9 protein-coding genes, 1 tRNA gene and 1 pseudogene are annotated in these 13,412 nt (G+C 65.7%); 6 read left to right on the forward strand and 5 right to left on the reverse strand.

Features of this window, described 5'->3' with window-relative positions:
* Positions 1-262 precede the first annotated feature (262 nt).
* Positions 263-338: transfer RNA gene (locus AC1DVM_RS14665), tRNA-Ala, on the reverse strand.
* Between the two features lie 85 nt (positions 339-423).
* Positions 424-807, reverse strand: a complete 384-nt coding sequence (locus tag AC1DVM_RS14670; RefSeq protein WP_477255348.1) for a TIGR02300 family protein — start codon at positions 805-807, stop codon at positions 424-426.
* A 168-nt stretch (positions 808-975) separates the two neighbouring features.
* Here AC1DVM_RS14670 and aroA point away from each other — a divergent pair, with 168 nt between their 5' ends.
* From aroA to AC1DVM_RS14690, 4 genes are all read left to right on the forward strand, one after another.
* A complete protein-coding gene (aroA, locus tag AC1DVM_RS14675; RefSeq protein WP_477255350.1) occupies positions 976-2,325 on the forward strand; it encodes a 3-phosphoshikimate 1-carboxyvinyltransferase in 1,350 nt (449 codons plus the stop codon).
* A 6-nt stretch (positions 2,326-2,331) separates the two neighbouring features.
* Positions 2,332-2,955, forward strand: coding sequence for a (d)CMP kinase (cmk, locus tag AC1DVM_RS14680; protein WP_477255352.1), 624 nt, complete (start codon positions 2,332-2,334; stop codon positions 2,953-2,955).
* Positions 2,956-3,041: 86 nt separating this feature from the next.
* A complete protein-coding gene (locus tag AC1DVM_RS14685) occupies positions 3,042-3,839 on the forward strand; it encodes a DUF1194 domain-containing protein (protein WP_477255354.1) in 798 nt (265 codons plus the stop codon).
* Between the two features lie 18 nt (positions 3,840-3,857).
* A complete protein-coding gene (locus AC1DVM_RS14690) occupies positions 3,858-4,235 on the forward strand; it encodes a methylglyoxal synthase (RefSeq protein ID WP_477255356.1) in 378 nt (125 codons plus the stop codon).
* A gap of 12 nt (positions 4,236-4,247) precedes the next feature.
* Here the strand turns inward: AC1DVM_RS14690 and hrpB are convergent, their stop codons facing one another.
* Genes hrpB through AC1DVM_RS14705 form a run of 3 tightly spaced genes read right to left on the reverse strand, consistent with a single transcriptional unit; the run spans position 4,248 to position 9,724 of the window.
* Positions 4,248-6,716, reverse strand: a complete 2,469-nt coding sequence (gene hrpB / locus AC1DVM_RS14695; RefSeq protein WP_477255358.1) for an ATP-dependent helicase HrpB — start codon at positions 6,714-6,716, stop codon at positions 4,248-4,250.
* 44 nt (positions 6,717-6,760) lie between these two features.
* Positions 6,761-7,378, reverse strand: coding sequence for an HAD family hydrolase (locus AC1DVM_RS14700; protein ID WP_477255360.1), 618 nt, complete (start codon positions 7,376-7,378; stop codon positions 6,761-6,763).
* Between the two features lie 57 nt (positions 7,379-7,435).
* A complete protein-coding gene (locus AC1DVM_RS14705) occupies positions 7,436-9,724 on the reverse strand; it encodes an NADP-dependent malic enzyme (protein WP_477255362.1) in 2,289 nt (762 codons plus the stop codon).
* Between the two features lie 151 nt (positions 9,725-9,875).
* Between AC1DVM_RS14705 and mutS the strand changes: the two genes are divergently transcribed.
* Both mutS and AC1DVM_RS14715 read left to right on the forward strand, forming a co-directional pair.
* On the forward strand, positions 9,876-12,617 hold the full coding sequence (mutS, locus tag AC1DVM_RS14710; protein ID WP_477255363.1) for a DNA mismatch repair protein MutS: 2,742 nt from the start codon (positions 9,876-9,878) through the stop codon (positions 12,615-12,617).
* A gap of 65 nt (positions 12,618-12,682) precedes the next feature.
* Positions 12,683-13,327: pseudogene (locus AC1DVM_RS14715) on the forward strand (magnesium chelatase domain-containing protein); the annotation flags it as partial.
* Positions 13,328-13,412: the final 85 nt, after the last annotated feature.

A 13,412-nucleotide genomic window follows, 5' to 3' on the forward strand; every position in this document is an offset into this window, starting at 1 on the left:
GGGTTAGAGTTCGCAACGGCTACTCGACCAGGCGGCCTTTCAGTCCTTCTGAAACGAGTCTCCCAATGGACCGTCAGAAATCCGCGGAAAAGCCCCGAATTCTGGAGGAGAAAGCGGCCGTAAGAACCCATTCCAAGTACCGGAATTCGTCTCTCAGAGACAACCCCGCCGGCCGAGCCAAWCCGCCAAGCCTTTGAAATGTCGCGTATTCAGGGAGGGTTTCAGGAAGCTCGGCCTTCGTGCCGGTTCACCGAGGAGTGTTTGGTGGAGCCAGGCGGAATCGAACCGCCGACCTCTTGAATGCCATTCAAGCGCTCTCCCAACTGAGCTATGGCCCCACTTGAGCCGCAGTGCTTTGGGGACACTGCGGAAAGGTTCGCCGCCGAAGCAGCGGCGTCTCTATAGTCGGGTCGGACGGGAGGTTCAAGTCTCTTCGTCGTCTTCCAGGTCACTATCGATCAAATCCGACACATCGTCGTCGCCTTCCTCTTCGTCTTCGAGGAAAGTGTCGTCGGCCACGTCCTCGTCGACGACATCGATGTCGTCTTCGGAGATGGTTTCTTTCTCTGCTTCCTCAGCCTCGACCTCGTCAAGCGAGATCAGCTCCGGACCGCTGGTATCGAGCTCGGCATCATCGTCTTCCTTGACTGCTGCGCGCGCCACGACAGGGGCCGCGGCGCGGCTCAGGGCCACCGCTTGAAAGACCGTGCCGCATTTGGGGCAGATCGCCGGGTCCTTGTTCAGGTCGTAGAATTTCGCGCCGCAGCTCATGCACTGGCGCTTCGAGCCGAGTTCAGGTTTGGCCACGGGTGATTGCCTTTGCGTGAGTGGAATGGAAGCGCTCCGTTAGTCGGGAGGGGATGCCTTGTCAAATAGGAAATTGCAGCTCACTCCCCCGGTCGGACCGGCGGCGGGATGACGCCACCGGCACCCCGTGTTAGGAGCCGCCCAACTCTCGACGGATAGGGACCGAGAATGTCGCACGATCACACTTTGGCATCGCCTGTTTCAAGCCGCCCCGGAACTTCCCTGCGCGGACGAATTCGCGTCCCCGGCGACAAGTCCATCTCCCACCGCTCCATGATCTTCGGCCTTTTGTCCATTGGCGAGACCCGCGTCGAGGGGCTGCTCGAGGGCGAGGACGTGCTGCGCACGGCGGAGGCCTGCAGGGCGCTCGGCGCCACCATTACCCGGGAAGGACCGGGCCGCTGGAGGATCGTCGGCGTCGGAATCGGCGGCCTGGTCGACCCTGCGGCGACGCTGGATTTCGGCAATGCGGGCACGGGCTCCCGCCTGATGATGGGTGTTGCCGGCAGCCATCCGATCACCACGACGTTCGACGGTGACGCGTCCTTACGCAAGCGCCCCATGCGCCGCATCCTCGATCCTCTCGTCAGGATGGGCGTTACCGTCGTGAGCGAGGCCGAGGGGGGAYGGGTCCCCCTTACCCTGCGCGGACCGCGCGAGACCATCCCGATCACCTACGAGACCCCCGCGGCGTCGGCCCAGATCAAGTCCGCCATCCTGCTTGCGGGCCTGAACGCGCCCGGCCGCACCACGGTCATCGAGCGCGAAGCCACCCGCGACCACACGGAGCGGATGCTCCGCCTTTTCGGCGCGCATGTGGAGGTCAAGCCCCACGGCGAGGACGGTCGCGTCATCACGCTTCAGGGCCAGCCCGATCTGAGGGGCGCGGAGGTCATCGTGCCGACGGATCCGTCCTCGGCGGCCTTTCCGCTCGTGGCGGCCCTCATCACGCCCGGGTCGGATGTGGTGATCGAAGCCGTCATGATGAACCCTCTCCGCACGGGGCTGATCACCACCCTGCTCGAAATGGGAGCTTCCATCGAGCGCCTGAACGAGCGCGAGGAGGGCGGCGAGACCGTGGCCGACCTGCGCGTCCGGGCGAGCCGCCTGACCGGCGTGACGGTCCCCGCCTCCAGGGCGCCCGCCATGATCGACGAATATCCTGTCCTCGCCGTGGCGGCCGCCTTCGCCAAGGGCACGACCCGGATGCAGGGCCTGCACGAGCTGCGGGTCAAGGAATCCGACCGGCTCGCCGCCGTCGCCGCGGGCCTCGGCGATGCGGAAATCCCTTATGAGATCGAAGGCGACGATCTCATCGTTCACGGTCTCGACGGCAAGGTGCCCGGCGGGGCATCCTCGGTTGCTACCCATCTCGATCACCGCATCGCCATGGCGTTCCTTGTCATGGGCCTTGCAAGCCAGGAGCCCATGACGGTGGACGACGGCACGATGATCGCCACGAGCTTCCCATCCTTCATCCCTCTCATGCGCGAACTCGGCGCGACGATCGGGGACTGAGCCAGCATGATCATCGCCATCGACGGACCCGCGGCATCCGGCAAGGGCACCCTTGGCACCCGGCTGGCGGAGCATCTCGGTCTCGCTCATCTGGATACAGGTCTGCTCTATCGGGGCGTCGCCTGCGCGCTCATCGACCGGAAGGTGGCGCTCACCGACATCGCCGCCGCCACTGACGCCGCCGAGACCCTCACCCTGGACCAGTTGGCGGACCCGCGCCTGCGGGGGGCGTCCATGGGCGAATTCGCCTCCGTGATCTCGGGCTACCGCCCGGTTCGGGATGCGCTGCTGGCGTTTCAGCGTCAATTCGCGGCCCAGGACGGCGGCGCCGTTCTGGACGGGCGCGATATCGGTACCGTGGTATGTCCCCATGCCGACGTGAAGCTCTTCATCACCGCGACGCCGGAGGAACGCGCGCGCAGGCGGCATCTCGAGCTTCAAAGACGCGGCGAGACAACCGATTACGAGAAAATCCTGACCGATATCCGCCGGCGCGACCAACGGGACATGACCCGGGCGACGGCCCCCCTGAAGGCGGCCGAAGACGCCATCACCCTCGATACCACGGCGCTCGACGCGGATGCGGCGTTCGAAGCAGCCCTTGCCATCGTGAGGGCTCATCGGCCCTAGACGCGCCTCGCCCCAAAGTGACCTTGCGTCAGAGCGAGAAGCTGCCACACTTCACAAACCGGTCTGGCTCCCAAAAGGAGACAACGATGGTTTGGCAGGGCCTCACTCGTCTGGCGGCAGGTTTAGCGCTCGTTATCGGCTTCTGGTCACCGGCCGCCCGCGCCGAAACCGAGGTGGATCTCGCTCTCGTGGTGGCGGTGGACATCTCGTTCTCGATGGATACGGACGAGCAGGCGTTGCAGCGGGAGGGATTCGCGGAGGCGTTTCGCTCGCGCCTCGTGCACGACGCCATTCGCGGCGGCGTCCTCGGCAGGATTGCCGTGACCTATATGGAATGGGCCGGCGCGAACGATCAGAAGATCATCGTACCGTGGACAATACTCGACAATCCCGAGGGCCTGCTTTCCTTCGCCGACAAGATCGCGTCCACGCCCTTGAGCCGGGCGCAGCGAACGTCGATTTCGAGCGCCATCGATTTCGGTGCCAGGCTTCTCGATGAAAGCGGCGTCCTGGCCAGTCGCCGCGTGATCGACGTCTCGGGGGACGGCCCCAACAATCAGGGTCGCAGCGTCGAGGAGGCGCGCAACGACGCGATCGCCAAAGGCATCACGGTGAACGGCCTGCCGATCATGCTGCGCAAGCCGGGCTATCTCGACATCGCCGAACTCGACATTTATTACAAGGATTGCGTCATTGGAGGTCAGGGTGCTTTCATGGTGCCGGTCCGCGAGCGCGACCAGTTCATCAACGCGATCAAGACCAAGATCCTTCTGGAGATCGCCGCCCTTGAACCGCCTCGGCCCCTGATCGAGCGCATCCAGAACATTCCCCGGGCCAATTGCTTCACGGGCGAGATGCAGTGGCGCGAGCGCTGGAACAACTGAGATCGGACTAGGCCTAACATGCAAAGATTGACCCTGGCGATCGTCGCCCACGACGCCAAGAAGGACGACATGGCCGATTTCATCGCCATGCATGAGCATATCATCCGTCAGTTCCACCTTTTCGCCACCGGCACGACCGGCGCGCGCGTCATGGAGCGTTGCCCAGGATTGTCCGTGACGCGCCTGAAAAGCGGCCCTATGGGCGGCGACCAGCAGATCGGCGCGATGATCGCGGAGGGCAAGGTCGACGTCCTGTTCTTCTTCGTCGATCCGCTTTCGCCGCATCCGCACGATGTCGATGTGAAGGCGCTCATGCGCGTGAGCCTCGTCTACAACATTCCGATGGCGCTCAACCGCTCCACGGCCGACCGCCTCATCGCAAGCTTCATCGCCTAGAACCGGGCTCCTCTAGGTCCCGCGCGGCTTCGCGCGCCGGGTCGGCGGCGCGGCGATCGGATCCTCCGGCCAGGGATGCCGGGGATATTGCCCGCGTAAATCGGAGCGGACGGCAGCCCACGAGCCGCGCCAGAAACCCGGCAGATCCCGGGTGATCTGGATCGGCCGCTGCGCCGGCGACAGGAGATGCAGGATCAGGGGCACGCGTCCGCCGGCGAGAGATGGATGCTTGTCGAGGCCGAAGAGTTCCTGGACACGGACCGCCAGAACAGGTCCTTCGGCGCTTCCGTAATCCACCGCGATCTGCGAACCCGTCGGGACTTCCACGTGAGTGGGCGCTTCCGCATCGAGCCGCCGTTGCAGGCTCCACTGCAGCAGGCTCCTCAACGCCTCGCTCAGGAGGTCCGGCGTGATATCGCTCAACCCGGCGCGCCCGACGAGATGCGGCGCGAGCCATTCCTCCACCGTGGCGGCAAGCGCCTCGTCGGAGAGGTCGGGCCATTCCTCACCCTCCGCGTTGCGCAGGAAAATGACGCGCTCGCGCCATTGCGAAAGGGCTTTGGACCACGGCAACACGTCGAGTCCCAACGACACGATGCCCTTGGCAAGGATTCGGGCTGCCTCCTCGGTCGCGGGCACTGGCAACGGGCGCTCCTGCAACGACAGGGCCCCATAACGTCGGACCGCTCGGGCCCGCAGCGCCCGCGCCTGCCGGTCGAATGCGATCTCATCCCGTCGCACGATGTCGTCGCCAGCCGCGAGATCGATCTCGTCGACACCGATGGGAGCCGCCGCCAAAATCCGCGCCGATGCCGCACCGCCCGCGATTTCGGCCACGGCGAGGTAGGTTTCTCTGGCCAACCGATCATGCGGCTCCACCGAGCCGCCGCGTCCGTTGGCCATCAGGAACTCGCCCGGTTTTCCGCGGGCTTTAGCGATGCGATCCGGATAGGCGAGCGTCAGAAGCCCACCGACCGATAGGGCGCTGGCGTGGTCTTTCTTCATGCGGCTTGTCCGCGCCCATCCGTCGGCCATGCGCCGCATATCCTCGGCACGTTTGGACCGCTCGCGCCGAAAACGCTCGAGCCTCTCCGTCAGGTCGACGGCATCGCCGCCAAGCCCCCGTTCCACGAGAACAGCCGCAAGATCGGCGGCCTCGCGCTCCTGACCGCCCTCCGCCGCGCTCAGCACCATGCGTGCGAGACGCGGCGGTAGGGGCAGTTCGCGCAGGCGACGACCGGTGTCGGTGATCCGCCCATCGGCGTCGAGAGCATGCAATTGCCGGAGCAGGTCCCGCGCTTCTTTCACGGCCGGCGCCGGAGGCGGATCGAGGAAGCTCAGGATCGACGGATCGCTCACTCCCCAGGCGGCGCAATCGAGCAGGAGGGGGGCGAGATCGGCGGACAGGATTTCGGGACGGGCAAACGCCTCCAAAGCGCCGGTGCCGGCCTCTTCCCAGAGCCGATAGCAGATGCCGGGCTCGGTGCGACCCGCGCGACCCCGGCGCTGATCGGCCGCGGCACGCGAGACCCGTACCGTCTCAAGGCGCGTCAGCCCGATATCCGGCTCATAGACGGGAACGCGGGCGAGGCCCGAATCGACGACGACTCGCACGCCCTCGATGGTCAGCGACGTTTCGGCAATGGAGGTCGCCAGCACCACCTTGCGGCGACCGGCCTTTGTCGGGCCGACGGCGAGATCCTGTTCGACACGATCGAGCGCGCCGTAGAGCGGCGCCAGATCGACCGCCGGATCCTTGATCCGTTCGCGAAGGATCGTCTCGACCCGCCTGATCTCGCCCTGTCCTGGCAGGAAGACCAGAATCGAGCCGGAATCGGCACGGAGAGCCCGCGTCACCGCATCCGCGACCTGCTCCTCGATGCGACGGTTCGGATCGCGCCCGAGGTAGCGGGTCTCGACCGGATAGGCGCGGCCCTCCGATTCGATCACAGGTGAATCGCCGAGAAGGCGGGACACGCGCGCGCCGTCGAGAGTCGCCGACATCACCAGCAGACGAAGATCGTCGCGCAGGCCGCTTTGCGCATCGATGGCGAGCGCAAGGCCCAGATCGGCGTCGAGCGATCGCTCGTGAAATTCGTCGAACAGAACGCCCCCGACCCCGTCGAGAGCCGGGTCGTCGAGAATCATGCGGGCAAAGACACCCTCGGTGACCACCTCGATGCGGGTCCGGCGGCCGATCTTCGATCCGAGGCGCACGCGCAGGCCGACGGTCTCGCCAACTTCTTCGCCGAGCGTGCGCGCCATGCGGTCTGCGGCCGCGCGGGCGGCGAGCCGGCGCGGTTCGAGGAGGATGAGCTTGCGGCCCGCGACCCAATCCTCGTCGAGGAGCGCCAGCGGCACCCGGGTGGTCTTGCCGGCGCCCGGGGGCGCGACCAGAACCGCATTGGGCCGCGCGTGGAGGCTCGCCGCCAATTCCGGCAGAACCTCATCGATGGGCAACGGAGTCTCAAAGGCGCGCATAAGGCGTGATCGCCCATGCGGGGCCCAAGAGCAAGCCGATGGGGTCAGGCGGCAATCCCGTGGGATCGCAGTTCGGCCGCAAGATCCATCGGCTCGACGAAGTGGATCGCGTGCATTCCGACGGCCCGCGCGCCTTCCACATTGGCCTTCGAATCGTCGATGAAGACGCAATCGCCGGCCTTAAGATCGTAGCGCGCAAGGAGCAGGTTGTAGATCTCCGGCTCGGGCTTCAGCACCCGCTCGTCCCCCGACACGATGATGCCGTCGAAACCGGTGAGAAAGGGGTAACGGGCCTGCGAGAGCGCGAATTTCGGCGCGGAGAAGTTGGTGATGCAGTAATTCGGCACGCCGGCATCGCGCAGGCGTCCGAGCAGCGCGACGTTCTCGTGGATCGGCCCCGACACCGTCTCTTCCCACCGGTGATGGAATGCCCGGATGGAATCTTCATGCGCCGGGAAATCCGTTGCCAGAAGCGCCACCGCCTCGTCCCAGTCGCGGCCGCGATCCTGCTCGATGTTCCAATGCGGGGTGCACACATCCGACAGGAAGCGCTCCATCTCATCCTCGTCGTCGAAGATGGTGCGATAAAGGTTGCGCGGATCCCAGCGCAGCAGGACGTTGCCGACGTCGAACACGACCGTCGTGGGCTTTTGAGCAGGCACGAAAATTCCCCCTGAGGATAGTATTACGCTCGGGTTAGCACCGATGAGCGACCGGCACTATCCCCCGATATTGTAGGCCGCCAGAGCCGCCATGTTGACGATGTCGTTGTCGGTGGCGCCGAGGGAGACGATCTGCACCGGGCGGTCGAGCCCCACCACCATGGGGCCCAGCACCATCGCGCCGCCGAGTTCCTGCAGCATCTTGGTGGAAATCGAGGCCGAGTGGAAAGCCGGCATGACCAGCACGTTGGCGGGCCCCGTCAATCGGCTGAACGGGTATTGCGCCATCAATTCCCGGTTCAATGCCACGTCGGCGGACATTTCGCCGTCATACTCGAAATCGAGCCGCATGCCGTCAAGGATGCGCACAGCCTCCTGGATTTTTTCCGCCCGTTCGGCGCGCGGCTGGCCGAAATTGGAGAAGGACAGCAATGCCACGCGCGGCTCGTAGCCGAGGCGGCGTGCGACGCCCGCGGATTCGATCGCGATCTCGGCCAGTTCCTGCGCGGTCGGCATTTCGTGGATCGCCGTGTCGGCCACCAGCACGGTTCTGCCGCGCGCAAGACAGAGCGACAGACCGATGACGCGATGGCCCGGCTTCTCGTCAATCACATGCCGCACGTCGTCAAGCACGGTCGAGTAATTCCGCGTCGCGCCCGTCACCATGGCGTCGGCATCGCCGAGCGCCACCATCGAGGCGGCGAAATGGTTGCGGTCCTGGTTGATGAGGCGCTGGCAGTCGCGGAAGAGGAAGCCTTTCCGCTGCAGGCGCTCGTAGAGAAACTGCGCGTAAGTGCTGTTACGGTGCGACAGGCGCGCGTTGTGCAGTTCGACCCCTTCGCGCCCTTCCATATCGATGCCGGCCGCGGCCGCGGTTTCGAGAATGCGCTCCTCGCGGCCGACCAAAATGGCTTTTCCGAGCCCCTGGTTGACGAACGAGATGGCCGCGCGGATCACCTTCTCCTCTTCGCCCTCGGCGAACACCACGCGCTTGGGGAAACGCCGCACGCGCTCGAAGATGCCGTTCAGCGTTCCTGCCACCGGATCGCGGCGTGCGGAAAGCTGCGCCTTGTAGGAGCGCATATCGACGATCGGCCGGCGCGCGACGCCGCTATCCATGGCGGCGCGCGCAACCGCGGTCGGGATGGTGTGGATCAGGCGTGGGTCGAATGGCACCGGAATGATGTATTCGCGCCCGAAGCGCGGGCGAGAGCCCTGATAGGCCGCCGCGACTTCGTCCGGTACGTCCTCGCGGGCGAGAGCCGCCAGCGCCTCGGCGGCGGCGATCTTCATTTCCATGTTGATGGTGGTCGCCTGCACGTCGAGAGCGCCGCGGAAGATGTAGGGAAAACCCAGGACGTTGTTGACCTGGTTGGGGTAATCGGAGCGGCCGGTTGCGATGATCACGTCGTCGCGGACCTGCGCGACTTCCTCGGGGGTGATTTCCGGATCGGGATTGGCCATCGCGAAAATGATGGGATTGGGCGCCATGGAGCGGATCATCTCGTCGGTGAACGCGCCCTTTGCCGACAATCCGAACACCGCATCGGCGCCCGCCATGGCGTCTGCGAGCGTGCGCGCATTCGTCTCGGCCGCATGGGCCGACTTCCATTGATTCATGCCCTCCGTGCGGCCGCGATAGATCACCCCCTTGGTGTCGCACAGCACCACGTTGTTGGGCGCGAAGCCCATCGCCTTGAGAAGCTCCGTGCAGGCGATGCCGGCGGACCCGGCGCCGTTGACCACCAGTTTCGTCTTGGCCATGTCGCGGCCGGTGAGGTGCAGCGCGTTGATGAGGCCCGCCGCTGCGATGATCGCGGTGCCGTGCTGGTCGTCATGGAAGACCGGGATATCCATGAGTTCCCGCAACCGCTCCTCGATGATGAAACATTCGGGAGCCTTGATGTCCTCCAGATTGATGCCCCCGAAGGAGGGGCCGAGATAGCGCACCGCGTTGATGAACTGGTCGGGGTCCTCGGTATCGACTTCCAGATCGATCGAATCCACGTCGGCGAAGCGCTTGAAGAGCACGGCCTTGCCCTCCATCACGGGCTTTGCCGCGAGCGCACCCAGGTTGCCGAGGCCGAGGATGGCCGTCCCGTTGGTGATCACCGCCACCATGTTCGACCGGGTGGTGTAGTCGAAGGCAAGCGACGGATCGGCGGCGATGGCCAGAACCGGCACCGCGACGCCCGGCGAATAGGCGAGCGAGAGATCCCGCTGGGTCGCCATCGGTTTCGTCGGCACGACCTCGAGCTTGCCGGGGCGCCCCTGCGAATGAAACTGCAGCGCCTCCTGGTCAGTGAAGGTCGGGCGGCTGCGACGGGTCGGGGGCGTATCGGTCATTTGGTCCTGGGACTTTATGGTTGGACGTTTCCGCCACGGGGGCTGCGACATTAGGGCATTGACGCGCCAAACCTCAAGACTTGTCCACACCCCTCGGCACGGCGGTCAATCGCCGGATGAAAGACCGGGCCGGGTTTGCTAGGAAGGCCTGATGTCATCCCAGGCCCTTTACCAGCCCCCAGACCTCCCCGATGCCGAGACGGTCGCGACCAAAACCGCGGCCTCGGACACCCGCGTGACGCCCATGATGGCGCAATACGTGGAGATCAAGGCCGCGAATCCCGATTGCCTGCTGTTCTACCGGATGGGCGATTTCTACGAGCTGTTCTTCGAGGATGCCGAGATCGCGAGCCGGGCGCTCGGAATCGTGCTGACCAAGCGGGGGAAGCATCAGGGGAACGACATTCCCATGTGCGGCGTGCCCATCGACCGCGCCGACGATTACCTCCAGCGCCTGATCGGTCTCGGCCACCGGGTCGCGGTCTGCGAACAGATGGAGGACCCCGCCGAGGCGAAGAAGCGGGGCGCCAAATCGGTGGTGCGCAGGGACGTGGTGCGTCTCGTGACCCCCGGCACCATCACCGAGGAGCGCCTGCTCGATCCCGGTCGACCCAATTTCTTCCTCGCGATCGCCCGCCGCCGGATTTCGGACGCCGATTGGCGCTATGGCCTCGCGGCGGTCGATATCTCCACCGGCCATTTCGCCTTGAGCGAGACCGATGGACCGGGTCTCGCGGCCGAGATCGCCCGCTTCGAACCGCGGGAAATCCTGCTGCCCGACAGTATCCAGGACGACGCCGACCTCGCGGCCTTCTGGCGCGAGACCCGGGCCTCGATCACGCCCCTGCTGCGCGACGGCCTCGACCCGGCCTCCGCCGAGCGGCGCCTCAAGGAGCATTTCGGCGTCGCGACCCTCGATGCCTTCGGGACCTTCGACCGCGCGGCGATCTCGGCCGCCGGATCGGCGCTCTTCTACATCGAGAAGACCCAGATCGGCAGCCGGCCCGTTCTCAATCCGCCGACGAGGGGCGAAGCCGGCTCCGCCCTTGCCATCGATGCGGCGACGCGGGCGAATCTCGAACTCACCCGCACCCTTTCGGGAGAGCGCGCCGGCAGCCTCCTCGCCAGCATCGACTGCACGGTGACGCCGGGCGGAGCGCGGTTGCTGGCGGAGCGCCTCGCCGGACCGCTGACCCGGGCCGACATCATCCGCGAGCGGCACGATTCGGTCGATTTCCTCGTTGCCAACAGCGCGCTTCGCGACAGCGTCCGCCGTGTCCTGAAACGCGCGCCCGATCTTGCACGCGCCCTCTCCCGGCTGGGTTTGGGACGCGGCGGCCCGCGCGATCTGTCCTGCGTGCGCGACGGGCTTTTCGCAGCGCGCGAATTGGGAGCGCTTCTTCAGCGAAGCGAATTGCCGCCGGAACTGGCGGAGGCCGCGCGGACATTACGCGCCCTCCCGACGGAGATCGCCGACACGCTGGCGGCGGCGCTGGCGGATGAATTGCCGTTGCTCAAGCGCGACGGCGGGTTCGTCCGCGTCGCCTACGACGGCAGTCTCGACGAATTGCGCGATCTGCAACAGGATTCCCGGCGCTTCATCGCAGCCCTGCAATCCCGCTACGCGGCGGAAACCGGTTGCCGGACGCTGCGCGTCAAGCACAACCACATGATCGGCTATTATGTGGAGGTGCCGCAGAATGTCGGCGAGGACCTGCTGAAGGAACCGTGGAAGGAAACCTTCGTCCATCGCCAGACCATGGCGGGAGCGATGCGCTTTTCCACTGTCGAACTGGGCGAACTGGAATCGAAGATCGCGTCGGCTTCCGACCGTGCCCTGCGTATCGAGCTCGGCCTCTTCGAGACCATGGCGCAGAGTCTCGTCGATCTCTCGGCCGAAATCGCGTCGGGTGCCGAGGCCATGTCGGTGGTCGACGTCAGCGCCGGCCTCGCGGAACTCGCGACGCAGCTCGACTGGGTCCGCCCGGTGGTCGATACCGGCCTTGCCTTCCGAATCAAGGGCGGCCGCCATCCGGTGGTGGAGGCCGCGCTCAAGCGGGACGGCGTGTCGTTCATCGCCAACGATTCCAACCTTTCGGGCAGCGACGGCGGACATATCCTGCTCATCACCGGTCCGAACATGGGCGGTAAATCGACCTACCTGCGCCAGAACGCGCTGATCGTCGTGCTGGCGCAGATGGGCGCCTTCGTGCCTGCCCGCGAGGCTCATATCGGTATCGTCGACCGGTTGTTCTCCCGTGTCGGCGCCGCCGACGACCTGGCGCGCGGACGCTCCACCTTCATGGTCGAGATGGTGGAAACGGCCGCCATCCTCAATCAGGCGACGGCGCAATCGCTCGTCATCCTCGATGAGATCGGCCGCGGCACGGCCACCTTCGACGGCCTCTCGATTGCGTGGGCCGCCATCGAGCATCTGCATGAGGTCAACCGTTGCCGCGCGCTGTTCGCCACGCATTTCCACGAGCTCACGGCGCTTGCCGACCGGCTGGATCGCATCGAGAACGCGACCCTGAAAGTGACCGAATGGAACAACGAAGTGGTGTTTCTCCATGAGGTCGTTCCCGGCGCGGCCGACCGCTCCTACGGACTCCAGGTGGCGCGCCTCGCGGGCTTGCCGAAAGCCGTGGTGGAGCGCGCGCGGACCATTCTCAGCGAACTCGAACGCACCGACCGGGAGAGCCCCAAACAGGCGCTCCTGGACGATCTGCCGCTCTTCGCCGCTCCCATCCGCACGCAGCCGGTCATCGAGCGAGACGGCCTGCGCGAAAAGCTGCTCGGCATCGAACCCGACCAGATGACTCCCCGGGAGGCGCTGGAGGCGCTGTATCGCCTCAAGAGCGAAGCCGCCGAAGAAGGCCGCCGCAGCCACTGAAATGAAACACTATCGCATAGGCTCATCTTTCGCTAAAGACGGCAGGTCTGGCGGGAGGGCGATGGATGGTCATGCGGGTTTCAACTGTCGCCTTCGAGGGCATCGAAGCGCGGGCGGTCGACGTGCAGGTCCAGATCGCGCCGGGCAATGTCGCCTTCATGATCGTCGGGCTCGCCGACAAGGCCGTGGCGGAATCCCGCGAGCGGGTCCGCTCCGCGCTGATCGCCTCGGGTCTCTCGCTCCCGGCCAAGCGCATCACCGTCAATCTTGCGCCGGCCGACCTGCCCAAGGAAGGCAGCCACTACGACCTCCMGATCGCGCTCGGAGTGATGGCCGCCATGGGCGCCATCCCGGCCGATGCGCTGAACGGCTTTACCGTCCTGGGCGAACTGGCCTTGGACGGCTCCATTACATCCGTTGCCGGAGTGCTGCCCGCCGCCATGGCCGCCAATGGTCGTGATCACGGCCTGATCTGCCCCCATGCCTGCGGCTCCGAGGCCGCCTGGGCGTCGAGCGACCTGGAAATCCTCGCGCCCCGGACGCTGATTCAGCTCGCCAATCATTTCAAGGGCACGCAGGTCATGGCACGGCCGGAGCCCGCCATCATGCAATCCTCGGGCCCCCAGCCCGATTTGCGCGATATCAAAGGGCAGGAGAGCGCCAAGCGCACGCTCGAGATCGCCGCCGCCGGCGCTCACAATCTCCTGATGTGAGTTTCGTCAAGACCCGCGTTTGCCAGCGATGCAGATTGTCCGGTACCAACCACCGGTGTGGATAAGCTTCTTGCGACCTGTC

It is taken from the genome of Microvirga sp. P4_A5, from assembly GCF_056402495.1.